Origin of the sequence: Streptomyces sp. Ru73, assembly GCF_002920575.1 — a bacterium.
Classification (GTDB): domain Bacteria; phylum Actinomycetota; class Actinomycetes; order Streptomycetales; family Streptomycetaceae; genus Streptomyces.
Genome location: NZ_PQSQ01000023.1, coordinates 39,635 through 64,769, shown reverse-complemented (window position 1 = coordinate 64,769; position 25,135 = coordinate 39,635). Strand labels below are relative to the sequence as shown.

Below are 25,135 nucleotides of genomic sequence, written 5' to 3'. Positions count from 1 at the left end.
GAAGGTCTAGAAGAACCGCGGGTCGTCGAAGGCGCCGACGGACAGCAGGTAGACGTAGAAGTCGGCGGCGGCCACGCTGATCAGCGAGGCCCAGGCCAGCGCCGCGTGCCGGGCGTTCAGCCGGCTCACCCAGCCCCACATCCGGTACCGCACCGGGTGCTTGGAGAAGTGCTTCAGGCGCCCGCCGACGATGTGCCGGCAGGAGTGGCAGGAGAGGGTGTACGCCCAGATCAGCGCGATGTTGACGAGGAAGATCAGGGAGCCGAGGCCCATGTGGCCCCAGGCGTAGGTCGCGTCGCGGAAGGCGAGCACGGTGTCGTACGTGAGGACGCCGGCGACCAGCAGTGCCGCGTAGAAGAAGTACCGGTGGACGTTCTGCAGGATCAGCGGGAGCCGGGTCTCGCCGCTGTACTTCTTGTGCGGCTCGGCGACCGCGCACGCCGGGGGCGAGGCCCAGAAGCCGCGGTAGTAGGCCTTGCGGTAGTAGTAGCAGGTCAGCCGGAAGCCCAGCGGGAAGATCAGGATCAGCAGTGCGGGGGACAGGCCCCACCAGCCGCCGAAGATCTCCCAGTTGGGGCCGCCGCGCATGGTCGTGCAGTTCTCCGCGAGGCAGGGCGAGTAGAACGGCGAGACGTACGGCGCGTGGTAGTAGTCGGCGTTCGAGAACGCCCGCCACGTCGAGTACACGACGAACGCGAGCAGTCCGGCCGCCGTGCTCGCCGGATACAGCCACCAGCGGTCGGTACGCAGGTGGCGCGCGGGAACGGCGGCGCGAGCGGGGCTGTGCACCCCGCTCGCGCCGGCTCGGGATGAGGGTTCGGTACCTGTGGCCAACGTCTTCTCCGATGCGACCGGCGCTGAGCGCCGAGTTCTGGGGGGTGGAGGTGGGTGACGGGCGGCTCGGCGTGGGGGAGTGGTCCGGGCACGGGATACGTGCCTACGGCGCCCGGCGGTCGCGTGCGCCCAGCCCCTCGTCCTCGGCGTCGGTCCACAGGGAGGCGTCGTACGGGGCGTCGGGGATGGTCACCATGTCGGAGACCGCGCGTCCGGCGGTCGGCGCAGGCCGGTCGGGGGAGTCGGCCGATGCTTGTGCGCGCAGCAGTTCCAGGCTCTCGCGCAGATGGTCGGTGTCGCTGCGGACCCGGCGGATCTCCAGCCCGCCGCCGACCCGCTGCTCCAGGCGTCCCACCGAGCGGACCAGGTCCTCCAGGCTGCGCTGCACAGCCGTCAGATCATCGTGCAAGGACATGACGAGCCCTCACTTCCGAGGGTGCGGTCGGCAATCTCATGCGCCTGAGAGTGTCGCGCGTCACAGTCGCGGTTGGGAAGGGATCGGGCCGTTTTGCGGGTCACGATGGCGCATAGGGGAGCGCCGCCGGTCGGCCCGCGCTCCGTTGGGCCGACCGGGTGGCCTTGGGAAGGGCGCCCGTCGTGTCGCGGCCCCGGGCCCCACGAGGTCGCTTTCAGTGGACGGGCCATAGGTGTGATGAGCCGCAAAGTCGGCCGAATGTGATCAGCGGCGGCGGCCGCACGGGTGAGCCCGGAGGTAACAGTGATGACCGACGACGTCGGACGACCGCGGAGCGCCGGCGGTGGGCGGACGGCGGCCCGCGGGCGCCGCCGGGTCGCACTCCTCACGGCGGGCGCGCTGCTCCCGCTGCCCCTGCTGGCCGGGTGCGGCGGGGACGACGAGGCGCCGGCCGCCGGGGCCGGCAGCCAGGACATCGGGCCGGCCGCCGCGGCGACGCTGCGCGACGGGGGCACGGTCCGGTGGGCCGTCGACGAGCTGCCGGGCACCTTCAACGCCTTCCAGGCGGACGCCGGCGAGAGCACGGACACCGTCGCCGGTGCCGTCCTCCCGGCGCTGTTCACCCTGAACGCCGACGGCGTGCCGCAGCGCAACGCCGACTACCTGAAGGCCGCCGAGGTCACCGCGCGCGAGCCGAAGCAGGTCGTCACGTACACCCTGAACCCCGAGGCGCGCTGGAGCGACGGCCGGCGGATCTCCGCCGCCGACTTCGCCGCCCAGTGGAAGGCGCTGCGCGGCAAGAACGCCGCGTACTGGACGGCACGCAACGCCGGCTACGACCGGATCGAGAAGGTCACGGCGGGCAAGGAACCGGGCCAGGTGAAGGTGGTCTTCGCCCGGCCGTACGCCGACTGGCAGTCGCTCTTCACGCCGCTGTACCCGAAGAGCGTCATGGGCAGCCCGGCGGCGTTCAACGACGGCGCGCGGACGAAGCTCACGCCGTCCGCCGGGCCCTTCCGCGTCCAGGCGAAGGCCGGCCGCAAGGACACCCTCACCCTCGTACGGAACAGCAAGTGGTGGGGCGGCCGGGCCCGGCTGAAGAAGATCGTGCTCACCGAACTGCCCGTGGCGAAGCGGGCCGCGGCGCTCGCCAAGGGCCGGATCGACGTCGCGGACGTCGACCGCGGCACGGCCAAGGAGATCACCACGGCGCGGGGCGAGAACCAGCAGGCCGCCGTCGGCGACGACGCGCCCCGCGGCGCCGTCTCCGCCGACGCGCTGCGCCACCAGGCACAGGCCCGCGGCACGGAGGCCGAGCGCACGGCCGAGAAGAAGCGCCGCGCCGAGGCCGCTGCCGCCGCCGCGCGCCAGGCACACCTGCGCGACTACACCGTCCACCGCGCCCTCTCGCCCTCCTTCACCCAGCTCGCCCTCAACGGCAGCACCGGCCCGCTCACCGACGAACGGGTCCGCCGCGCCGTGGCCCGCGCCATCGACCGCACCGCGCTGGCCAAGGAGGTGCTGGGCCCGCTCCGGCTGCCCGCTGCGCCGGTCGGCAGCCATCTGCTGCTGGCCGGGCAGCCCGGTTACCGCGACAACAGCGGCGCGCTGGGCGGCCAGGACACCGAGGCCGCGCAGGCCCTGCTGGCCGACGCGGGCTGGCGGATGCCGCAGGGCGGCGCCGAGCAGAAGACCGACGCGCAGCCCGGCGAGCACAAGGAGGACCGGGGCCGCACCGACGCGGACGCCGGCGGCACCGACGACGAGAACGGGCAGGGCCGGGCGCACGAGGACGGCCGGGCGCCCGCCGGGCAGCCGCACGGCGGGCCCGCCCGCCCCGGCGCCGACCACCGGGCCGCGGGCGGCCGCCCCGTGACCCTCTCCGCGCTGACCGGCGCCGGTTCGGCGGGCGTCCAGCGCGCCGCCCTGCTGCGGCAGAGCGCGGCGCTGTACGACGCGGCGGCCCGCTCGGCGCGGCACCGCGCGCTCGGCGACACCCGGTCGGCCGCGTACGCCGCGTACGAGCGGGCGAGCGGCCGGGCAGCGGACGCCTGGGACGAGGCCGACGTCCTCACGGAAGCCGCTCAGCGGCAGACCACCGCGCTCGCCGCCGGCTGGGACGACACCAAGCCGGGCGCCGGACGGGACGTCGCTGGCACCGGCCCGGCCGGCCCGCTCAGCGCGGCCCAGGCCCGCGAGGCAGCGGCCGCCGCCGAGCGGAACCGCCTCGCGGCCGCCGCTGACCATGCCGACCGGGAGCGGGCCCAGGCGGCACGGGCCGCTGCGGCGCCCGCCGACGACCGGGCCGTCCGGGCCGGGATGGCCGCCCCCGGCGAGGACGACGGCAGGGGCGCCGGTGACAAGGACGGCAAGGCCGCCGAGCACGGCCGGCACGCGCCCGGGCGCGACGGCGACGCGGCGGCCGGCCCGAGCGCCGTCTTCGTGAAGAAGAACGGCCGCCCGCTCATGCTGCGCTTCGTCCTCCCCGACGGCCCCGGCACCGCTCAGCTGCGTACGGTCGCCGACCGGATCTCGGGCATGCTGGCGAAGATCGGCGTACGGACGACCGTCCAGAAGGTGTCCGACAAGAGCTACTTCGAGGACCACATCGCGTCCGGCGACTACGACCTGGCGCTCTACTCCTGGCCCGGCAGCGCCTACCCCGCCACCGACGCCAAGCCCATCTACGCCAAGCCCCGGCCCGCCGCCGACGGCTCGCTGACCGTCGAGCAGAACTACACCCGGGTCGGCACCGACCGGATCGACCAGCTCTTCGACCAGGCGTCGGCCGAGCTGGACCCGGACGCGGCACGCGAGCTGGTCGCCCAGGCCGACCAGCGGATCTGGGCGGCCGCCGGATCGATTCCGCTGTACCGCCAGCCACAGCTCGTGGCGACCAGGGCCGACCTCGCCAATGTGGGTGCTTTTGGCTTCGCGACGCCCCGTTATCAGGACATCGGTTACAAGAAGTAGCAGGTCAGCGCGGGTGCGAACGGGCTGGGGCGGCCGATGCCGCGCCAGCCCCGTACCATGGGGATCAGGCCGTGGCGTCTGCATGCCCGGCGGGCGCGCGTGCCGGACCGTACGCGCCGTCAACCACAATTCCGGGAGAAGCGCCGCAAGTGCCCACGCGCCACGACATCCGTAACGTCGCCATCGTCGCCCACGTCGACCACGGCAAGACCACCCTTGTCGACGCCATGCTCAAGCAGGCCGGAGCCTTCGCCGCGCACGCCGCCGAGAACCTCGACGAGCGCATGATGGACTCCAATGACCTGGAGCGTGAGAAGGGCATCACGATCCTCGCCAAGAACACGGCGGTGAAGTATCACCCCAAGGACGGCGGGGACCCGATCACGATCAACATCATCGACACCCCCGGCCACGCCGACTTCGGCGGTGAGGTCGAGCGCGGCCTGTCGATGGTCGACGCGGTCGTGCTGCTGGTCGACGCCTCCGAGGGGCCGCTGCCGCAGACCCGCTTCGTGCTGCGCAAGGCGCTGGCCGCGAAGATGCCGGTCATCCTCTGCATCAACAAGACCGACCGGCCCGACTCGCGGATCGCCGAGGTCGTCGACGAGACCTACGACCTCTTCCTCGACCTGGACGCGGACGAGGACCAGATCGAGTTCCCGATCGTCTACGCCTGCGCCCGTGACGGCGTCGCCTCGCTGACCAAGCCGGAGGACGGCACCGTCCCGGCCGACAGCGACAACCTCGAGCCGTTCTTCACCACGCTGCTGGAGACCGCCCCGGCCCCCGAGTACGACGCCGAGGCCCCGCTCCAGGCGCACGTCACCAACCTCGACGCGGACAACTTCCTCGGCCGTATCGCGCTGCTCCGCGTCGAGCAGGGCGAGCTGAAGAAGGGCCAGACCGTCGCCTGGATCAAGCGCGACGGCACGATCCAGAACGTCCGCATCACCGAGCTGCTGATGACCGAGGCGCTCACCCGCAAGCCGGCCGAGAAGGCGGGCCCGGGCGACATCTGCGCGGTCGCCGGCATCCCCGACATCATGATCGGCGAGACGCTGGCCGACCCGGAGAACCCGGTCGCGCTGCCGCTGATCACGGTCGACGAGCCCGCGATCTCGATGACCATCGGCACGAACACCTCGCCGCTGGTCGGCCGCGGCGGCACCGGCAAGGGCGCGGACGCCAAGACCGCGGTCAAGGACCGCAAGGTCACCGCGCGCCAGGTCAAGGACCGGCTGGACCGCGAGCTGATCGGTAACGTCTCGCTGCGCGTGCTGGACACCGAGCGCCCCGACGCCTGGGAGGTGCAGGGCCGCGGTGAGCTGGCGCTGGCCATCCTGGTCGAGCAGATGCGCCGCGAGGGCTTCGAGATGACCATCGGCAAGCCGCAGGTGGTCACCAAGGAGGTCGACGGCAAGGTCTACGAGCCGGTCGAGCGCATGACCATCGACGTGCCCGAGGAGCACATGGGCGCGGTCACGCAGCTCATGGGCACCCGCAAGGGCCGGATGGACAACATGTCCAACCACGGCTCCGGCTGGGTCCGCATGGAGTTCGTCGTGCCGTCCCGCGGCCTGATCGGCTTCCGTACGGAGTTCCTGACCAACACCCGCGGTACGGGCATCGCGCACTCCATCCACGAGGGCCACGAGCCGTGGTTCGGCACCCTGCAGACCCGTAACAACGGTTCGCTGGTCGCCGACCGCGCCGGCGCGGTCACCGCGTTCGCGATGACCAACCTCCAGGAGCGCGGCGTGCTCTTCGTGGAGCCGGGCACCGAGGTGTACGAGGGCATGATCGTCGGCGAGAACAGCCGCTCCGACGACATGGACGTCAACATCACCAAGGAGAAGAAGCTCACGAACATGCGGTCCTCGACGGCCGATGTCGCCGAGTCGATCGTCCCGCCGCGCAAGCTCTCCCTGGAGCAGTCGCTGGAGTTCTGCCGCGACGACGAGTGCGTCGAGGTGACCCCGGAGGCGGTCCGCATCCGCAAGGTGAACCTGGACGCCCGCGAGCGCGCCCGCGCCGCCTCGCGCGCCAAGCACAACTGACGCCCGCGGGGCCCCGGTTGAGGGCCCCGGGTGACAGCGGAGCGACCCAGGCGCCCCGCCGGACTTCCCGTCCGGCGGGGCGCTTCCGTATGCCTCCGCCTCTGCGACGGCGCGCTTACCGTATGTCACGCACACCGTCAAGACGCCGCGAGTCGTGCCCCACCCCCGCCGGGCGTCCGGCAGATGGACGGAAGGCGACCGCCGCCCGGCGGGGAGTCCGATTCCTGCCCGTCTGGATGGATTGGTTTGTCCGGATTCCGAACGGGGCTCTCCGCGATGTGACCAAAAAGTAACCAGTAACTCGTGGCTTATGGGGCGAACGTGACTGAGGATGGGGGCTATTGAGCTCGGGTCAATGGGTCACGCGCTGTGAAAGGCGCCGACTCACGAGCATCGGGGGCTGGTCGTGCGCTGTCAGGGGTGTCAGCGGATGACCGGCTCCTTTCCATGTCAAGAATGGACTCATGAGGAGGCAGTCCCATGCGCGGTGCCAGAAGCGCCACTTGGGTCGCAGGAGCCATAGCCATCGCCCTCGGTGCGACGGCGTGCGGGGGGAGCGGCGACAGTGCGGGATCCGAGGCCGGCGTCGTACGCGCCGCCTGGGGCGACCCGCAGAACCCGCTGGAGCCGGCCAACACCACTGAGGTGCAGGGCGGCAAGGTCCTCGACATGATCTTCAGCAACCTGAAGAGCTACGACCCGAAGACCGGCGAGGCCAAGAACGAGGCCGCGCAGTCCATCGACACCAAGGATCAGCAGACCTTCACCATCAAGGTGAAGAAGGGCCTGAAGTTCTCCGACGGTTCGCCGGTCACCGCCCAGTCCTTCGTCGACGCCTGGAACTACGGCGCGCTGGCCACCAACCAGCAGAAGAACAGCTACTTCTTCTCCGACATCGAGGGCTACGACAAGGTCGCGCCGGCCAAGGGCGAGCCGACCGCCAAGACCCTCTCCGGCCTGAAGGTCGTCGACGACCACACCTTCACGGTCAAGCTGACCCAGAAGATGTCGACCTGGCCGACGCGCCTGGGCTACAAGGCGTTCGCGCCGCTGCCGAAGAAGTTCTTCACCGACCACAAGGGCTACCTCGACAAGCCCATCGGCAACGGCCCGTACAAGGTCGAGTCGTACTCCAAGGGCTCGCAGATGAAGCTCGTGCCGAACCCGGAGTACAAGGGCACCTCGAAGCCGAAGAACAAGGGCGTCCTGCTGAAGGTCTACACGGACTCCAACACCGCGTACTCCGACCTGCAGGCCGGCAACCTCGACGTGCTGGACAGCCTGCCCGCCGAGCAGATCAAGAACGCCAAGACCGACCTGCAGGGCAACTACGTCTCGCAGCCGGCCGGCATCATCCAGACCGTCAGCTTCCCGCTGGACAAGGGCGCGTGGAGCAAGAAGGGGATGGAGAAGGTCCGCAAGGGCATCTCCATGGCGATCGACCGCAAGACGATCACCGAGAAGATCTACCACGGCACCCGCACGCCGGCGACCGACCTCACCTCCCCGGTGCTCGGTGACGCCAACGGCTACTCCAAGGACATCTGCGGCGACGCCTGCACCTACAACCCGACCGAGGCCAAGAAGCTCATCAAGGAGGGCGGCGGCCTCCCCGGCGGGAAGATGACCATCAGCTACAACGCGGACAAGGACTCCCACAAGGAGTGGGTGGACGCGGTCTGCAACAGCGTCAACAAGGTGCTGGGCGACGACAAGGCGTGCGTCGGCAACCCCGTGGGCACCTTCGCGGACTTCCGCACCCAGATCACCAAGGGCGAGATGACCAGCGGCTTCCGCGCCGGCTGGCAGATGGACTACCCGCAGATCGAGAACTTCCTGACCCCGCTGTACGCCACCGGTGCCTCCTCCAACGACACGCACTGGAGCAGCAAGGAGTTCGACGGCCTGCTGAAGAAGGCCGCGGCCGAGCCCGACATCAAGAAGGCCACCAAGACCTACCAGGACGCCGAGAAGCTGGTCCTGGACGACATGGTCGCCATCCCGCTCTGGTACCAGAACGGCGTCGCCGGCTGGTCCCAGAACGTCTCCGACGTGACCCTCGACCCCTTCAGCGTGCCGGTCTTCTCCGACATCAAGGTCAAGGGCTGACCGTCCGACGCATGAGCCCCTGAGCGGGGCCCAGCAATCCAACCGCTCACGGCGGCAGGGGGCAGCCGGGGCCCGCGGTCCTTCCACGGAGGACCGCGGGCGGCCGGCTGCGCCCGCGTCGGCGCATTTCTGGAGGACACATGGGGCGCTACGTCGTGCGACGACTGCTCCAGATGGTGCCTGTCTTCGTCGGCACCACTTTCCTGATCTTCGTCATGGTCTACGCGCTCGGCGACCCCGTCGCGGCCATGTTCGGAGACCGGACCCCCGACCCGGCCACCGCCGCCCAGATCCGGGAGTCCCTGCACCTGAACGACCCGCTGTGGAGCCAGTACCTGCAGTACATGGCGGGCATCTTCCAGGGTGACTTCGGCACCGCCTTCAACGGGCGGCCGGTCATCGAGCTGATGGGGGACGCGTTCCCGAACACCATCCAGCTCACCCTGGTCGCCTTCGTCATCGAGCTGGTCGTGGGCGTCGGGCTCGGCGTCGTCGCCGGCATGCGCCGCGGCCGTCTGATCGACACCGGCGTGCTGGTCCTCACCCTGATCGTCATCTCGATCCCGACGTTCGTCACCGGCTACCTGCTGCAGTACTTCGTCGGCGTGAAGTGGGGCCTCGCCTCGCCCTCGGTCTCCGCCGAGGTCAAGTTCTCCGAGCTGGTCCTGCCCGGCATCGTCCTGGCCGGCGTCTCGCTGGCCTACGTGGCCCGGCTGACCCGCACCTCCATCGCGGAGAACATCCGCTCCGACTACATCCGCACCGCCACGGCCAAGGGCCTGCCCCGCCGCCGGGTGGTCGGCGTGCACCTGCTGCGCAACTCCCTCATCCCGGTCGTCACCTTCCTCGGCACCGACATCGGCGGCCTGATGGCCGGCGCCATCGTCACCGAGCGGATCTTCAACCTCCAGGGCGTCGGCTACCAGCTCTACCAGGGCATCCTGCGGCAGAACGCGCCGACGGTCGTCGGCTTCGTCACCGTGCTCGTGGTCGTCTTCCTCGCCGCCAACCTGCTCGTCGACCTGCTCTACGCGGTCCTGGACCCGAGGATCCGGTATGCCTGAAGTGATGAACCCCAGCGCCCATACCGAGGCGGCCGTAGCGGCCTCCGAGGTCGTGCGGGGCGAGCAGCAGGACAAGGCCCGCTCCCTCTGGGGCGACGCCTGGCGGGACCTGCGCCGCAACCCGATCTTCTACATCTCCGCCGTACTGATCCTCTTCCTGGTCGTCGTCTCGATCTGGCCGAGCATCATGACGAGCACCAGCCCGTACGCCTGCGACGTCTCCAAGTCGGCGCAGGGCGCGGCCCCCGGTCACCCCTTCGGCTTCGACAAGCAGGGCTGCGACGTCTACGCGCGTACCGTCTACGGCGCCCGCGCCTCCGTCACCGTCGGCATCTGCACCACCCTGCTCGCCGCCGTCATCGGCTGTGTCATGGGCGGGCTGGCCGGCTTCTTCGGCGGCTGGTGGGACGCGCTGCTCTCCCGGATCGGCGACATCTTCTTCGGCATCCCGATCCTGCTCGGCGGCATCGTCTTCCTGTCCGTCGTCAAGGGCGGCTCGATCTTCACCGTCGTGCTGCTGATGGCGGTGCTCGGCTGGCCCCAGATCGCCCGTATCGCACGCGGCGCGGTGATCACCGCCAAGCAGCAGGACTACGTGCAGGCGGCCCGCGCGCTCGGTGCGTCCACCCCGCGCATGCTGCTCCGGCACATCGCCCCGAACGCGCTCGCGCCCGTCATCGTCGTGGCGACCATCGCGCTCGGTACGTACATCTCGCTCGAGGCCACCCTGTCGTTCCTCGGCGTCGGCCTGAAGCCGCCGACGGTCTCCTGGGGCATCGACATCTCCCAGGCCGCCACCCAGATCCGCAACGCCCCGCACACCCTGCTGTACCCGGCGGGCGCGCTGTCCCTTACGGTGCTGGCGTTCATCATGCTCGGCGACGCGGTGCGCGACGCCCTCGACCCCAAGCTGCGCTGAGGGAGGCGTACGTGACCACCACCGAGAAGACCGCGGCCGTTCCCGAGCCGCGGACGCCGGAAGCGGCCGGTTCGCCGCTGCTCCAGGTCCGTGACCTGCACGTCGAGTTCCACACCCGGGACGGCGTCGTGAAGGCCGTCAACGGCGTGAACTACAGCGTCAGCGCCGGCGAGACCCTGGCCGTGCTGGGCGAGTCCGGCTCCGGCAAGTCCGTCACCGCGCAGGCGATCATGGGCATCCTCGACATGCCGCCGGCGAAGATCCCGCAGGGCGAGATCCTCTTCCGCGGCGAGGACATGCTGACCATGTCCGGCGAGCAGCGCCGCAAGATCCGCGGCGCCAAGATCGCCATGATCTTCCAGGACGCGCTGTCCTCGCTGAACCCGGTGCTCTCCGTGGGCTACCAGCTCGGCGAGATGTTCCGCGTCCACCAGGGCCTGTCCAAGAAGGACGCCAAGGCCAAGGCCATCGAGCTGATGGACAAGGTGAAGATCCCGGCGGCGAGGAACCGCGTCGGGGACTACCCCCACCAGTTCTCCGGCGGCATGCGCCAGCGCATCATGATCGCCATGGCGCTGGCCCTGGAGCCGGACCTGATCATCGCCGACGAGCCCACCACGGCCCTCGACGTGACCGTCCAGGCCCAGGTCATGGACCTGCTCGCGGAGCTGCAGCGCGAGTACCACATGGGCCTGATCCTCATCACGCACGACCTGGGCGTCGTCGCGGACGTCGCCGACAAGATCGCGGTGATGTACGCGGGCCGCATCGTCGAGGACGCGCCCGTGCGCGAGCTGTACAAGAGCCCCGCGCACCCGTACACCCGCGGCCTGCTGGACTCCATCCCGCGCCTGGACCAGAAGGGCCAGGAGCTGTACGCGATCAAGGGCCTGCCGCCCAACCTGCTCAACGCCCCCGCCGGCTGCGCCTTCCACCCGCGCTGCCCCAAGGCCCAGGACGTCTGCCGTACGGAGGTCCCGGCCCTGGCCGCGGTCGCCGAGGGCCGCGGCAGCGCGTGCCACTTCTGGAAGGAGACGCTCCATGGCTGAGACCGGCACCAAGAGCACGGACCGCGAGCCGATCCTCCAGGTCCGCAATCTGGTCAAGCACTTCCCCCTCACCCAGGGCGTGCTGTTCAAGAAGCAGGTCGGCGCGGTCAAGGCGGTCGACGGGGTCTCCTTCGACCTGTACCGGGGCGAGACCCTGGGCATCGTCGGCGAGTCCGGCTGCGGCAAGTCCACCGTCGCCAAGCTGCTGATGAACCTGGAGCGGGCGACCGCCGGCGAGGTCTTCTACAAGGGCGAGGACATCACCAAGCTGACGGGCCGCGCCCTGAAGGCCGTCCGCCGCAACATCCAGATGGTGTTCCAGGACCCGTACACCTCGCTCAACCCCCGGATGACGGTCGGCGACATCATCGGCGAGCCCTTCGACATCCACCCCGAGGTGGCCCCGAAGGGCGACCGGCGGCGGAAGGTCCAGGAACTGCTGGACGTGGTCGGGCTGAACCCCGAGTACGTCAACCGCTACCCGCACCAGTTCTCCGGCGGCCAGCGCCAGCGCATCGGCATCGCCCGCGGCCTGGCGCTCAACCCCGAGATCATCATCTGCGACGAGCCGGTCTCCGCGCTGGACGTCTCGGTCCAGGCCCAGGTCGTCAACCTGATGGAGCGTCTGCAGGACCAGTACGACCTCTCGTACCTCTTCATCGCGCACGACCTCTCCATCGTCCGGCACATCTCCGACCGCGTCGGCGTGATGTACCTCGGACAGATGGCCGAGATCGGCACCGACGAGCAGATCTACGAGCACCCCACCCACCCGTACACCCAGGCGCTGCTCTCCGCCGTCCCGGTCCCCGACCCGGACGCGCGGGAGGGCCGCGAGCGCATCATCCTCACCGGCGACGTCCCGTCCCCGGCCAACCCGCCCTCGGGCTGCCGCTTCCGCACCCGCTGCTGGAAGGCCCAGGACAAGTGCGCCGAGGAGGCCCCGCTGCTCGCGGTCCCGGAACGCTTCACCGCCACGGACTCCCCCGCGTCCCACCCCTCGGCCTGCCACTTCGCCGAGGAGAAGGACGTGGTCGGCGCGGCCTGACCCACATCCGTCCCACGAAGGCGCCCGGAGCCCCGGCTCCGGGCGCCTTCGCCGTTCCCGCTCCTCCCGCCGCCCGCCCCGCACCCGGCCGGACTCCCGCATTCGGGCGGTTTCCGGGCCGCGGGAGCCCCGTACGGCGGTGACCGGGATGCAGCGGTGCCTCCTTTGTTTTCTTATGTGGCCTACGTACCTATTGGTCGGAGGAGGCACCGGATGCGTGGAGCCACCCGTGCGAAGTGGGCGGTGGGAACGGTGGCGGTCGCTCTCGTGGCGACGGCGTGTGGTGGCGGCGGGGGCGGCGGCGGTGATGAGAAGGGGGTGCTCAGTTCGTCGTGGGGCGACCCGCAGAATCCGCTGGAGCCTGCGAACACCAATGAGGTGCAGGGCGGCAAGGTCCTCGACATGATCTTCCGGGGGCTCAAGCGGTACGACCCGAAGACGGGCGAGGCGAAGGACATGATCGCCCAGAAGATCGAGACCAAGGACCAGCAGAACTACACGGTCACGATCAAGAAGGGGTGGAAGTTCAGCAACGGGGAGCCGGTCACGGCGAAGTCGTTCGTGGATGCCTGGAATTACGGCGCCAATATCGGCAATGGCCAGAAGAACGCCTACTTCTTCGGGTACATCGACGGGTACGACAAGGTCCACCCCGAGAGCGGGAAGGCCAGTGCCAAGACGCTGTCCGGGCTGAAGGTCAAGAATGACACCACCTTCACCGTCAAGCTGGACCAGAAGTTCTCCACCTGGCCGCAGACGCTGGGGTACCCCGCCTTCGCGCCGCTGCCGCAGGCGTTCTTCAAGAATCATGAGGACTGGCTGAAGAAGCCGGTCGGGAACGGTCCGTACAAGATCGAGTCGTACGACAAGGGCTCGGCGATGAAGCTGCGGAAGTGGAGCGGGTACAAGGGGCCGGACAAGGCGCAGAACGGCGGTGTCGACCTGCGGGTGTACACCGACAACAACACCGCCTACACCGATCTGCAGGCCGGAAACCTGGACCTGACCGACGACATTCCCGCCGCGCAGTTGAAGAACGCGAAGGCGGATCTCGGCGATCGGTACATCAACCAGCCCGCCGGCATCATCCAGACGCTGACCTTCCCCATGTACGACCCGAAGTGGGGGTCGGAGAAGATGGCGAAGGTGCGGCGCGGGCTGTCCATGGCCATCGACCGCAAGACGATCACCAAGCAGATCTTCCAGAACACCCGCACCCCGGCCACCGACTGGACCTCGCCGGTCCTCAAGGCCAGTGGCGGCTACAAGCCCGGGCTGTGCGGCTCGGCCTGCGAGTACGACCCGGCGGGGGCCAGGAAGCTCATCAAGGAGGGTGGCGGGCTGCCCGGCGGCCGGGTCACCGTCACGTACAACGCCGACACCGGCTCGCACAAGGACTGGGTCGACGCGCTCTGCAACAGCGTCAACAAGGTGCTCAAGGACGACAAGGCGTGCGTGGGCAATCCGGTGGGGACGTTCGCGGACTACCGAAACCAGATCTCGGCCAAGAAGATGAAGGGGCCGTTCCGGGCCGGCTGGCAGATGGACTATCCGCTGATCCAGAACTTCCTGCAGCCCATGTACTACACCGACGCCTCCTCCAACGACGGCAAGTACAGCAACAAGCAGTTCGACAAGCTGGTCGACGAGGCGAACGCCGAGCCCGACCGGCAGGGCGCGGTGAAGAAGTTCCAGGACGCGCAGAAGGTGCTGGCCAAGGACATGCCGGTGATCCCGCTCTGGTACCAGAACGGCAGCGGCGGCTACACGGACCGGCTGAGCAACGTGCGGCTCAACCAGTTCAGCGTGCCCGTCTACGAGCAGATCAAGGTCGGCAGCTGACCCCATGGGACGCTATGTCATCCGGCGGCTGCTCCAGATGATCCCGGTGTTCATCGGCAGCACGTTCCTGATCTTCTTCATGGTGTACGCGCTGGGGGACCCGGTCGCCGCGATGTTCGGCGACCGCGCCCCCGACCCCGCCACCGCCGCGCGCATCCGGCAGGAGCTGCTGCTCGACCGGCCGCTGTGGGAGCAGTACGTGCACTACATGGGCCAGATCTTCCGCGGCGACTTCGGCACCGCCTTCAACGGGCAGCCGGTCACCGAGCTGATGGGCACCGCCTTCCCGGTCACCCTGCGGCTGACCCTGGTCGCCATCGTCATCGAGGTCGTCGTCGGGATCACGCTGGGGGTGCTGAGCGGGCTGCGGCGCGGGCGCGCGCTGGACACCTCCGTGCTCGTCTTCACGCTGGTCGTGGTGTCCATTCCGACGTTCGTCAGCGGGTACGTGCTGCAGTTCCTGCTCGGCGTGAAGTGGGGATGGGTGAAGCCGACCGTCTCCACCGACGCGTACCTGAACGAGCTGCTGCTGCCCGGCGTGGTGCTGGCGCTGGTCTCGCTCGCGTACGTCACCCGGCTGACCCGCACCTCGCTCGCCGAGAACGCCCGCGCGGACTATGTGCGCACGGCGGTGGCCAAGGGCCTGCCGCGGCGCCGGGTCGTCACCCGCCACCTGCTGCGCAACTCTCTCATCCCGGTGATCACCTTCATCGGCACCGACATCGGCCAGCTGATGGGCGGCGCCATCGTCACCGAGCGGATCTTCAACATCCACGGCGTCGGCTTCCAGCTCTACCAGGGCATCCTGCGGCAGAACTCGCCCACCGTCGTCGGCTTCGTCACCGTCCTCGTGCTGGTCTTCCTCTTCGCCAACCTCGTCGTCGACCTGCTGTACGCCGTACTCGACCCGAGGATCCGCTATGCCTGACGCTTACGTGCCCAAAGAGGCGGTCACGCACGGGGACGGGGGCACCACCGCCCTGGCGATGGCCGAGGCCGAGAGCCTGGAGGGCGGCCGCAACGGCCGCGACGGCCGGGGCGGCGGCCGGCCGAACGGCAGACCCCGCAGCCTGTGGGGCGACGCCTGGCGCGACCTGCGCCGCAATCCCGTCTTCCTGATCTCCGCGCTGATCATCCTGTTCCTCATCGTCATCGCCATCTGGCCGCAGCTGATCACCGACGGGAACCCGTACCGCGCGGACCTCTCCAAGGCGCAGGACGGCCCGGCACCCGGCCACCCCTTCGGCTTCGACACGCAGGGCCGGGACGTGTACGCGCGTACCGTCTACGGGGCGCGCGCCTCCATCACCGTCGGCGTCTGCGCCACCGCGGGCGCCGCGCTCCTCGGCAGCCTGCTCGGCGGGCTCGCCGGCTTCTTCGGCGGCTGGTGGGACGCGCTGCTCTCGCGCGTCGCCGACATCTTCTTCGGCATCCCGGTGCTCCTCGGCGGCCTGGTCTTCCTCTCGGTCGTCACCAGCAAGACGGTCTGGCCGGTGGTCGGCTTCATCGTGCTGCTGGGCTGGCCGCAGATCGCCCGGATCGCCCGCGGCTCCGTCGTCACCGCCAAGCAGAACGACTACGTGCAGGCCGCGCGGGCGCTCGGCGCCTCCAACGGCCGGATGCTGCTGCGGCACATCGCGCCGAACGCCGTGGCGCCCGTCATCGTCGTCGCCACCATCGCGCTGGGCACCTACATCTCCCTGGAGGCGACGCTGTCCTACCTCGGCGCCGGGCTGAAGCCGCCCAACGTCTCCTGGGGCATCGACATCTCCACCGCCTCCACCTACATCCGCAACGCGCCCCACATGCTGCTGTATCCGGCCGGTGCCCTGTCGATCACGGTGCTGGCGTTCATCATGCTCGGCGACGCGGTGCGCGACGCCCTCGACCCCAAGCTGCGCTGAGGAGACGGAGAGAGCCGATGGCCACCGCGACCCACCCCGACGCCGCGCCGGACCCCGGTGCGGCGTCGCCCGCGCTGCTCGACGTCCGCGACCTGTACGTGGAGTTCCGTACCCGGGACGGCGTCGGCAGGGCCGTCAACGGCGTCAGTTACCGCGTCGACGCGGGCGAGACGCTGGCCGTGCTGGGCGAGTCCGGGTCCGGCAAGTCCGTCACGGCCCAGGCGATCATGGGCATCCTCGACTCGCCCCCCGGCTACGTCACCGGCGGCGAGATCCTCTTCCAGGGGCGCGACCTGCTCAAGGCCCCGCCCGAGGAGCGGCGCAAGGTCCGCGGCGCCCGGATGGCGATGATCTTCCAGGACGCGCTCTCCGCGCTGAACCCGGTGCTCTCCGTCGGCGCCCAGCTCGGCGAGATGTACGAGGTCCACCAGGGCATGAAGCGCAAGGAAGCACGCGCCAAGGCGGTCGAGCTGATGGACCGGGTGCGCATCCCGGCCGCGCGCAGCCGGGTGGGCGACTATCCGCATCAGTTCTCCGGCGGCATGCGCCAGCGCATCATGATCGCGATGGCGCTGGCCCTGGAGCCGGACCTGATCATCGCCGACGAGCCGACGACCGCGCTGGACGTCACGGTCCAGGCGCAAGTCATGGACCTGCTGGCCGACCTCCAGCGGGAGTACGACATGGGGCTCATCCTGATCACCCACGACCTGGGGGTGGTCGCGGACGTCGCCGACCGGATCGCGGTGATGTACGCGGGCCGGATCGTGGAGCATGCGCCGGTGCACGACCTCTACCGCGCGCCGGCCCATCCGTACACCCGCGGGCTGCTCGACTCCATCCCGCGCCTGGACCAGAAGGGCCAGGAGCTGTACGCGATCAAGGGCCTGCCGCCGAGCCTGACCGCCATCCCGCCCGGCTGCCCCTTCCACCCGCGCTGCCCGCGGGCCCGGGACATGTGCACCACGGACCGGCCGCCGCAGTACGCCGTGGCGCCCGGCCGGACCAGCGCCTGCCACTTCTGGGAGGAGACCCTGCGAGACGAGGAGCCCCCGCATGACCGCTGAGGCCATTCTCGAGGTGCGTGACCTGGTCAAGCACTATCCGCTGACCCAGGGCATCGTGCTGAAGCGGCAGGTCGGCGCGGTCAAGGCGGTCGACGGGGTCTCCTTCGACCTGCGCGAGGGCGAGACGCTCGGCATCGTGGGGGAGTCCGGGTGCGGCAAGTCGACCGTCGCCAAGACGCTGGTCGGGCTGGAACGTCCGACGGCCGGTGCGATCCGTTACCGCGGCGAGGACATCACCAGGCTGTCCGGGCGGGCGCTGAAGGCCGTCCGCCGCAACATCCAGATGGTGTTCCAGGACCCCTACACCTCGCTGAACCCGCGGATGACGGTCGGCGACATCATCGGCGAGCCGTACGACATCCACCCCGAGGTCGCCCCGAAGGGCTCGCGGCGCCAGAAGGTGCAGGAGCTGCTGGACGTCGTCGGGCTGAACCCCGAGTACGTGAACCGCTATCCGCACCAGTTCTCCGGCGGCCAGCGGCAGCGCATCGGCATCGCGCGCGGGCTGGCGCTGCGGCCCGAGGTGATCGTCGCCGACGAGCCGGTCTCCGCGCTGGACGTCTCGGTCCAGGCGCAGGTGGTGAACCTGCTGGAGCGGCTGCAGGACGAGTTCGACCTCAGCTACGTCTTCATCGCGCACGACCTGTCGGTGGTGCGGCACATCTCGGACCGGGTGGCGGTGATGTACCTGGGCCGGATCGTGGAGACCGGCACGGAGGACGAGATCTACGGACATCCGACGCACCCGTACACCCAGGCGCTGCTGTCGGCCGTGCCCGTACCGGATCCCGCGGCGCGGGAGCACCGTGAGCGCATCCTGCTCGCCGGGGACGTGCCGTCGCCGGCCGATCCGCCGTCGGGATGCCGGTTCCGCACGCGGTGCTGGAAGGCGGAGGCGGTGTGCGCGGAGGTGGTGCCGGCGCTGGCCGTTCCGGAGTGGTTCGCGGGTACGGCGGGGCCGGCGCATCCCTCCGCGTGCCACTTCGCGGAGGAGCGGCACGTCGTGCCGAGTGAGTAGGCGGTGGGGAACTGCGCGAGCAACCGGCGCGGAGGGACGGTCGGACACCGTGCTCGCCCGCCGCGGCGCCGTCGCACGGGGGCGCTGCCCGCGGACCCCCGGTCCTCGAGCGCCGGACGGGCTGGTTTTGTCGCCGGACGGGCTGGTTCTTGGGCCCGTGCAGGCCGGATGCCCGCCTCCCGTCGTGCTGGGGTGTCGGGAGGCGGGCGCGGCCCGATGTGGAGGCTGAGGAGCCCGGGTCAAGGGGTCTTCGTGGTTCCGCCGGCCGGGCCGGCCGGATCCGCCTCCTCGATCGCCGCCAGTGCCGGGTCGAGGACGATGTCCTCGCCGCGGGCGGCGATCGTCGGTTCCTCGGGGAAGTGGCAGGCCGTCAGGTGGCCGGCCGCGTTCCCCGCGATCTGGAGCAGCGGCGGCTCCTCCGTCGCGCACTTCTCCTGCGCCTTCCAGCACCGGGTGCGGAACCGGCAGCCGGAGGGCGGGTTGACCGGCGAGGGCACGTCGCCCGCGAGCCGGATGCGCTCGCGCTCGTCCTCGCCCTCGTCGGCGAGCTTCGCCTCCGGCACGGCGGAGAGCAGCGCGTGCGTGTACGGGTGGCGCGGCCGGGTGTAGATCGACTCGCGGTCGCCGACCTCGACGATCTTGCCCAGGTACATCACCGCGACCCGCTGGCTGAAGTGCCGGACGATCGCCAGGTCGTGGGCGATGAAGAGGAACGCGATGCCCAGCTCGCGCTGGAGCTCCTGGAGCAGGTTGACGACCTGCGCCTGGATGGAGACGTCCAGCGCCGAGACCGGCTCGTCGGCGACGATCAGCTTCGGTTCCAGGGCCAGCGCGCGGGCCACGCCGATGCGCTGCCGCTGACCGCCGGAGAACTCGTGCGGGAAGCGGTTGTAGTGCTCCGGGTTCAGGCCGACGGTCTCCAGCAGCTCGCGGACCTTCTTCTCGCGGCCGCCGGGCGGGTTGATCCCGTTGATCTCCATCGGGCCGCCGATGATCGTGCCGACGGTCTGCCGCGGGTTCAGCGAGGAGTACGGGTCCTGGAAGATCATCTGGATCTCGGACCGCACCGGCGCGAGCTGCTTGCGGTTCGCGTGGGTGATGTCGGTGCCCCGGTACGAGATCGTGCCGCTGGTCGGCTCCAGCAGCCGGGTCAGCAGCCGGCCCGTGGTGGACTTGCCGCAGCCCGACTCGCCCACCAGGCCGAAGCTCTCGCCGGCGTGCACGGTCAGGTCCACCCCGTCGACCGCCTGCACGGCGCCGATCCTCCGCCGGAACGGGAAGCCGCCCATGATCGGGAAGTGCTTGGTCAGGCCCTCGGTGACCAGCAGCGGTTCGCCCTCGGGGGCGGCGTCGCGGGGAGCGGGGAGGGTGACGTCTTTCGTTTCACTCATGATGGTCGTCGCTCCCTAGCCCAGCCGGGGCTTGATCTGCTCGGTGAAGAAGGTGTGCTTCTGCTCGGCGGTGAGGTGGCAGGCCGAGGCGCGCCCCGGTGCCAGCAGCGGCCGCTCGTCGGAGCAGCGGCTGCCGTCCACCTCGGAGGTGTATGCGCAGCGCGGGTGGAACGGGCAGCCGGAGGGCGGGTTGAGCAGGCTCGGCGGGGCGCCGGGGATCGGGTGCAGCGGCTCGTCGACGCTGGCCGACAGGCGCGGCATCGAGCCGAGCAGGCCCCAGGCGTACGGGTGCTGGGGCTCGGTGAGGATGTCCCGGACCGAGCCGCGCTCGACCGCCCGGCCCGCGTACATCACCAGCAGCTCGTCGGCCATGTTGGCGACCACGCCGAGGTCGTGGGTGATCAGGATGATCGCCGAGCCGAACTCCTGCTGGAGGTCCTTGAGGAGGTCCAGGATCTGCGCCTGGACGGTGACGTCCAGCGCGGTGGTCGGCTCGTCGGCGATGAGCAGTGCCGGGTTGCAGACCAGGGCCATGGCGATCATGGCGCGCTGGCGCATGCCGCCGGAGAACTGGTGCGGGTAGTCGTCCACCCGCAGGTTCGGCTGCGGGATGCCGACCTTGGTCAGCATCTCGATGGCGCGCTGCCGGCCCTCGCGCTTGCTGGCGCCCGTGTGCTTCATGAACGGCTCGGCGATCTGCCGGCCCACCGTGTAGTACGGCGACAGCGCCGTCAGCGGGTCCTGGAAGATCATCGCCATCTTGTTGCCGCGCAGCTTCTGCAGCGTGCGTTCGCCCGCGCCGGTCAGCTCCTGCCCGTCCAGCGTGATCTCGCCGGCGATCTCGGTGGAGGCGGGGTTGTGCAGGCCCAGGATGGCGAGGTTGGTCACCGACTTGCCGGAGCCGGACTCGCCGACGATGCCGAGCGTGCTGCCCTTCTCCAGGTTGAAGGAGAGTCCGTCGACGGCCTTCACGATGCCGTCCTCGGTGGAGAACCGCACGTACAGGTCGCGCACGGACAGGAAGGGTTCCGATCCGGTCGGGACCGGTGCGCCTTCGGTCTTGGTGAGTGTGGTCACTGGTGGTTCTCCTAGGACAGGCGCACGCGCGGGTCGATGAACGCGTAAGCGGCGTCGACGATGATGTTGAAGAGGACGATGAACGTCGCCGCGAACAGCATCACGCCCATGACCATGGGCAGGTCGGTGTTCTGCACGGACTGCACCGCGAGGGTGCCCAGGCCCGGCAGGGCGAACGTCTGCTCCGTGATCATCGCGCCGCCGAAGAGCGACCCGAGGTCGATGCCGAAGATGGTCACGATCGGGATGAGCGAGCCGCGCCAGGCGTACCGGAAGAAGACCGTGCCCCGCGACATGCCCTTCGCGCGTGCCGTGCGGACGTGTTCCTCGGCCAGCTGCTCGATCATCGAGGAGCGCGCCATACGGGTGTACTGCGCGGTGAAGATGATCGACAGGACGCACCAGGGGATCAGCAGGCCCATGAACCAGGCCCCTGGATTGTCCGTGAAGTTCACGTACTTGGGCTGTCCCAGGATCTCCAGGTTGTACACCAGCAGCGCCAGCACGATGGGGCCGATGAAGTAGATCTGCATCGAGCTCAGCACCAGGGAGGCGGAGCTGAAGACCTTGTCGATCAGCTTGCCCTGCTTCCAGGCGGCGATCATGCCGGTGCCCAGGCCGACCGTCAGGAAGACCGCGGCGCCGCCGATGGTCAGCGAGACCGTGGTCGGGAAGCGGTCGATGATGGTGTCCCAGACGGGGTCGCCGTTGGCGAAGGAGTAGCCGAAGCACGGTGCCGGGCAGGGACCCTGGGCGAAGTCGCGACCGGTCACGATGCCGGACATGAAGTCCCAGTACTGGACCGGGATCGGCTTGTCCAGGCCGAGGTTCTTGTGAATCAGGGCGATGGCGTCCGGGGTGCAGTTCTTTCCGCAGGACAGCAGCGCGGGATCCCGTGGGGCGGCGAAGAACAGGAAGAAAGTGAACGCGCTGATCAGCAGCAGGATCACGATCGCGCCGAGAGACCGGCGGAAGAGGAAACGAAGCATGGCAGATCGCAGCTCTCGTGGGGCAGCGGAAGGAGTGAGTGGGGACCGCGCGGTGTGCCCGTCCGGACCGGACGGGCACACCGGGCGCCGGGATCACCGGCGCGGGGGCACGGTTACTTCTTGACGTACAGCTTCGTCGGGTCGACACCGCTGATGATGTCGTTGTTCACGACGCCGCCGACCTTGGAACCGTGCAGCTGGATCTGCTTGTAGTAGAAGGTCGGGATCGCCGGCAGGTCCTCCTTGAGGATCTTCTCGTTGAGCTTGAACCACTCCTCGGACGCCTTCTCCTGGTCCGACATCTTGGCGATGCGGTCCATCTCCTTGCTGACGGCCGGGTTGTTGTAGTGCGAGTAGTTCGGCGAACCGTCCTGGACCTGGCGGCCGTCCATGGTGGGCGGCAGCACGGTCGAGGCGCTCGGCCAGTCGGCACCCCACGCGGAGGCGTAGATGTCGAACTTGTTGTCGACCTTGCCGATGACGTCGTAGTAGGTGTCGGAGGGCAGGTCCTTCGGCTGGACGTCGAAGCCGGCCTTCTTGAGGTTGTCGACGATGGAGACCGAGTACTTCTGCGGCTCCGGCGCGTTCATGTAGGCGAAGGTGATCTTCATGCCGGTCTTGCCGGCTTCCTTCAGGAGCTTCTTCGCCTTGGCCACGTCACCCAGCGGCTTCTTCAGCTTGCCGTAGGGGTCGATGTCCTTGTAGCCGGTGACCGTCGGGCTGATGTAGCTGCCGGCCAGCTCGCCGCCGCCCGGCGTGCCGTACGCGTCCAGGACGGCCTGCGTCGGCATCGCGTACGCGAGGGCCTCGCGGACCTTCTTGTCCTTGAGCCGCTTCATGTTGAAGTTGATGACGCCGACGTAGGGCTGGTAACCCGAGGTCGAACGCTTCTTCACCTTCGGGTCGTTGGACACGGTCTGCATGCTGGCCGCGTCGACCTGGTTGTTGAAGCTGATCGCCTTCTGGTTGTCCGCGTTGTCCGCGATCAGGCGCTGGGTGGAGTCCGGGTAGGAGACGCCGAACTGGATGTCGAACTTGTCGACGTACTGGTGGCGCGAGATGTCGGTGTTCGGGTCCCACTCGGTGTTGCGGACCAGCGTCATGCCCTTGCCGGACTTGAAGGACCCCGGCTTGATCTTGTACGGGCCCGAGGCCTGCGGGGCCTTGTCGTACTTCTCCTTGGTGTCCTTCTTCTCCTGCACCGCGGAGTAGCCCGCCATGGCCAGCGCGTACGGCAGGTCGGGGTGCGGCGTCTTGAAGTGGAAGATGACGGTCTTGTCGTCCGGCGTCTCCAGCACGCTGTCCGGCAGGTGCTTGCCCTTGTACGGGCCGTCCTTCAGGAGCTTGCGGTAGTCGGTGGAGTTGGTGTTCGCCAGCCACTGCTGGAGGTAGTACGGGCCGTCGGTGATGAACGGCGCGAAGGTCCGCTCCACGGTGTGCCGGATGTCCTTGGACGTGATCGGGGAGCCGTCCTCCCACTTCACGCCGTCCTTGAGGGTGTACTTCCAGGTCTTGCCGCCGTCCGAGGACTGGCCGCTGTCCGTGGCGAGGTCACCGACGATGGTGTACTTGCCCTTGTTGTCCATGTGGTACGTCGTCAGCTTGCGGAAGAGCAGCGTGGCGAGCGCGCCCTCGTCACTGACGTAGATCTGGGCCGGGTCCAGGTGCGAGTAGGTGTCGCGCTGGTAGACCTTGATCGTGCCGCCCTTCTGGGCGCCCGGCACCTCCTCGGCCTTGCCCTTCGACGCGGCGGCGTCGCCGAACGCGATCTGCTCGCGCTGCTTCTCCGCGCCCGAGCGGTCGTTGCCGTCGCCGCCGGCCCCGGCCCCCGCGCCCGAGCTGCAGGCGGAGAGGACGAGGGCGCCCGCGGCCAGCGCGACCAGGGTGGCGTGAGTTCTGCGCGTACGGTTGCTGCTCATGACGGTGTATGCACCTGCCTGTCGTTGATCCGTTGCTGCTGCCTGACTCATGCGGTGCCGGGGTGGCAGCACCCCCCACGGAACGGATCTCATCGAGCCCGCTTCGGGTCGAACGCGTCCCGGACCGAGTCCCCGAGCAGGTTGAACGCGACGATGAAGATCACCATCGCGAGACCCGGGAAGAACAAGTACGTGATGTCATTGCGGTAGTAGTCGGCTGCGTTCGCGAACATCCGGCCCCAGTCCGGGGTGGGCTCGACGTAGCCGACGCCCAGGAAGGACAGGCCCGCGATGGAGGTCACGAAGTTCGGCAGCATGTAGGTCGACTGGACCAGGATCGGCGTCACCACGTTCGGCAGCAGTTCGCGCCGGATGATGCGGGCCGGTGAGGCGCCGGAGACCTTCGCGGCCTCGACGAACTCCCTTTCCCGCAAGGAGAGGACCTGTCCTCGGAGCAGCCGCGCGAGGCTCATCCAGCCGAGGAACCACATCACCAGGATCAGGATGGTCGCGCGCAGCCAGGTCGGCATGGCGTCCTCGGGGGCCACGAAGACGGCACCCACGACGGGGACGAAGGCCACGAAGAACAGCTGGTTCGGGAAGGCCATCAGCAGGTCGATGACCCGGCCGATGAAGTAGTCGGTCTTGCCGCCGAAGTAGCCGGCCGCCACGCCCAGCACGATGGCCGTCAGCACCGAGGCGATGGTGATCGCGACCGCGGTGAACAGCGTGGTGCGGATGCCGTAGACCAGCTGCATGAAGACGTCGCGGCCGAGGGTCGGTTCGATGCCGAACCAGAAGTCGCCCGAGATGCCGCCGTTGGGCTGGGTCGGGTAGCCGTTGGTCAGCAGGCCCGGGGTGAGCATGCCGTACCGCGTGTAGGGGTCCTTGCCGTACAGCTTGGAGATGACCGGGGCCAGTGCGCCCACGGCGAAGAAGAAGAGGACGACCCAGGCGCTGATCACTCCGGTGCGGTCACGCTTGAACCGTGCCCACATCAATTGCCCGGGCGAACGACCGACCAATTCGCCGCCCTTGCGGTCCTTTCCCTTGCTCAGCCCGTCGGGTCCAAGTCCTGGGGTGTCGGTCTTGGAAACCGCGGTCTGGGATGGACTAGTCATCGCGAAGTGCCCCCGCGCCGAGTTCTCTTGGAACGTGAAGCGGCACCGAGTCGCACCGCTGGATGAGCGGACTTTCGCAAGTGATTTACGGCGCAGTCAAGAGTCTGCGGACCGACCGTAGCCAGCTTGTTCGCTTCTTGAGCGAAGATTGCGCAGATTGACGCTCAGGCGTGCTTGACAGGAACCGGAGGTGTACGGCATGGGCGACATATCGGCCTCAACGTCCTTAACATGAAGGACACTTGGCCGTCGCAGCACCGATATACGAACGCGCCATCCTGGACAGCGTACGGCCGTGCGGGTGCCGTGGACCGGCCGGGGAGGCCGACAGCCTCCCCG

At 69.3% G+C, this 25,135-nt stretch carries 19 protein-coding genes; 12 read left to right on the top strand and 7 right to left on the bottom strand.

Annotated elements, in window-relative coordinates; genetic code table 11:
* Positions 1 to 6 precede the first annotated feature (6 nt).
* Together C3486_RS13575 and C3486_RS13570 are read right to left on the bottom strand one after the other, a co-directional pair.
* Entirely contained in the window at positions 7 to 834 is an 828-nt protein-coding gene (locus tag C3486_RS13575; protein ID WP_103832915.1) for a hypothetical protein, read from the bottom strand.
* A gap of 103 nt (positions 835 to 937) precedes the next feature.
* Positions 938 to 1,249 (bottom strand): hypothetical protein, encoded by a 312-nt coding sequence (locus C3486_RS13570; protein ID WP_103832914.1) that lies wholly within the window; start codon positions 1,247 to 1,249, stop codon positions 938 to 940.
* A gap of 306 nt (positions 1,250 to 1,555) precedes the next feature.
* Between C3486_RS13570 and C3486_RS13565 the strand changes: the two genes are divergently transcribed.
* The 12 genes from C3486_RS13565 to C3486_RS13510 all read left to right on the top strand — a co-directional run bounded on the left by C3486_RS13565 (position 1,556) and on the right by C3486_RS13510 (position 18,299).
* Positions 1,556 to 4,222, top strand: coding sequence for an ABC transporter substrate-binding protein (locus C3486_RS13565; RefSeq protein ID WP_103832913.1), 2,667 nt, complete (start codon positions 1,556 to 1,558; stop codon positions 4,220 to 4,222).
* 149 nt (positions 4,223 to 4,371) lie between these two features.
* Positions 4,372 to 6,279: a translational GTPase TypA gene (gene typA / locus C3486_RS13560; protein WP_103832912.1), complete on the top strand. Its 1,908-nt coding sequence runs from the start codon at positions 4,372 to 4,374 to the stop codon at positions 6,277 to 6,279.
* A 480-nt stretch (positions 6,280 to 6,759) separates the two neighbouring features.
* Positions 6,760 to 8,388, top strand: a complete 1,629-nt coding sequence (locus C3486_RS13555) for an ABC transporter substrate-binding protein (protein ID WP_103832911.1) — start codon at positions 6,760 to 6,762, stop codon at positions 8,386 to 8,388.
* 140 nt (positions 8,389 to 8,528) lie between these two features.
* Positions 8,529 to 9,452, top strand: coding sequence for an ABC transporter permease (locus C3486_RS13550; RefSeq protein ID WP_103832910.1), 924 nt, complete (start codon positions 8,529 to 8,531; stop codon positions 9,450 to 9,452).
* Positions 9,445 to 10,371: an ABC transporter permease gene (locus tag C3486_RS13545; RefSeq protein WP_103832909.1), complete on the top strand. Its 927-nt coding sequence runs from the start codon at positions 9,445 to 9,447 to the stop codon at positions 10,369 to 10,371. Before C3486_RS13550 ends, C3486_RS13545 begins: the two co-directional genes overlap by 8 nt.
* Positions 10,372 to 10,382: 11 nt before the next feature.
* Positions 10,383 to 11,420: an ABC transporter ATP-binding protein gene (locus tag C3486_RS13540; RefSeq protein WP_103832908.1), complete on the top strand. Its 1,038-nt coding sequence runs from the start codon at positions 10,383 to 10,385 to the stop codon at positions 11,418 to 11,420.
* Positions 11,413 to 12,468, top strand: a complete 1,056-nt coding sequence (locus C3486_RS13535; RefSeq protein WP_103832907.1) for an ABC transporter ATP-binding protein — start codon at positions 11,413 to 11,415, stop codon at positions 12,466 to 12,468. The genes C3486_RS13540 and C3486_RS13535 overlap by 8 nt, the downstream gene beginning before the upstream one ends.
* Before the next feature lie 213 nt (positions 12,469 to 12,681).
* A complete protein-coding gene (locus tag C3486_RS13530; RefSeq protein ID WP_103832906.1) occupies positions 12,682 to 14,310 on the top strand; it encodes an ABC transporter substrate-binding protein in 1,629 nt (542 codons plus the stop codon).
* Between the two features lie 4 nt (positions 14,311 to 14,314).
* Entirely contained in the window at positions 14,315 to 15,238 is a 924-nt protein-coding gene (locus tag C3486_RS13525) for an ABC transporter permease (RefSeq protein ID WP_103832905.1), read from the top strand.
* Positions 15,231 to 16,214: an ABC transporter permease gene (locus tag C3486_RS13520; protein ID WP_103832904.1), complete on the top strand. Its 984-nt coding sequence runs from the start codon at positions 15,231 to 15,233 to the stop codon at positions 16,212 to 16,214. The genes C3486_RS13525 and C3486_RS13520 overlap by 8 nt, the downstream gene beginning before the upstream one ends.
* A gap of 17 nt (positions 16,215 to 16,231) precedes the next feature.
* A complete protein-coding gene (locus C3486_RS13515; RefSeq protein WP_103832903.1) occupies positions 16,232 to 17,281 on the top strand; it encodes an ABC transporter ATP-binding protein in 1,050 nt (349 codons plus the stop codon).
* The gene (locus C3486_RS13510) at positions 17,271 to 18,299 is read left to right on the top strand and encodes an ABC transporter ATP-binding protein (RefSeq protein ID WP_103832902.1); all 1,029 of its coding nucleotides are present in this window, start codon (positions 17,271 to 17,273) and stop codon (positions 18,297 to 18,299) included. The genes C3486_RS13515 and C3486_RS13510 overlap by 11 nt, the downstream gene beginning before the upstream one ends.
* 239 nt (positions 18,300 to 18,538) lie before the next feature.
* On the opposite strand, the gene C3486_RS13505 is transcribed toward C3486_RS13510, so the two are convergent.
* The 5 genes from C3486_RS13505 to C3486_RS13485 form a co-directional block, all read right to left on the bottom strand.
* The gene (locus C3486_RS13505; protein ID WP_103832901.1) at positions 18,539 to 19,690 is read right to left on the bottom strand and encodes an ABC transporter ATP-binding protein; all 1,152 of its coding nucleotides are present in this window, start codon (positions 19,688 to 19,690) and stop codon (positions 18,539 to 18,541) included.
* 15 nt (positions 19,691 to 19,705) lie between these two features.
* Positions 19,706 to 20,767 (bottom strand): ABC transporter ATP-binding protein, encoded by a 1,062-nt coding sequence (locus C3486_RS13500; RefSeq protein WP_103832900.1) that lies wholly within the window; start codon positions 20,765 to 20,767, stop codon positions 19,706 to 19,708.
* An 11-nt stretch (positions 20,768 to 20,778) separates the two neighbouring features.
* The gene (locus C3486_RS13495; protein WP_103832899.1) at positions 20,779 to 21,756 is read right to left on the bottom strand and encodes an ABC transporter permease; all 978 of its coding nucleotides are present in this window, start codon (positions 21,754 to 21,756) and stop codon (positions 20,779 to 20,781) included.
* A gap of 113 nt (positions 21,757 to 21,869) precedes the next feature.
* Positions 21,870 to 23,675 carry an ABC transporter substrate-binding protein gene (locus C3486_RS13490; protein ID WP_103832898.1) on the bottom strand — a complete coding sequence of 602 codons (1,806 nt, stop codon included), beginning with the start codon at positions 23,673 to 23,675 and terminating at the stop codon, positions 21,870 to 21,872.
* An 89-nt stretch (positions 23,676 to 23,764) separates the two neighbouring features.
* The gene (locus C3486_RS13485) at positions 23,765 to 24,796 is read right to left on the bottom strand and encodes an ABC transporter permease (protein WP_103832897.1); all 1,032 of its coding nucleotides are present in this window, start codon (positions 24,794 to 24,796) and stop codon (positions 23,765 to 23,767) included.
* Positions 24,797 to 25,135: the final 339 nt, after the last annotated feature.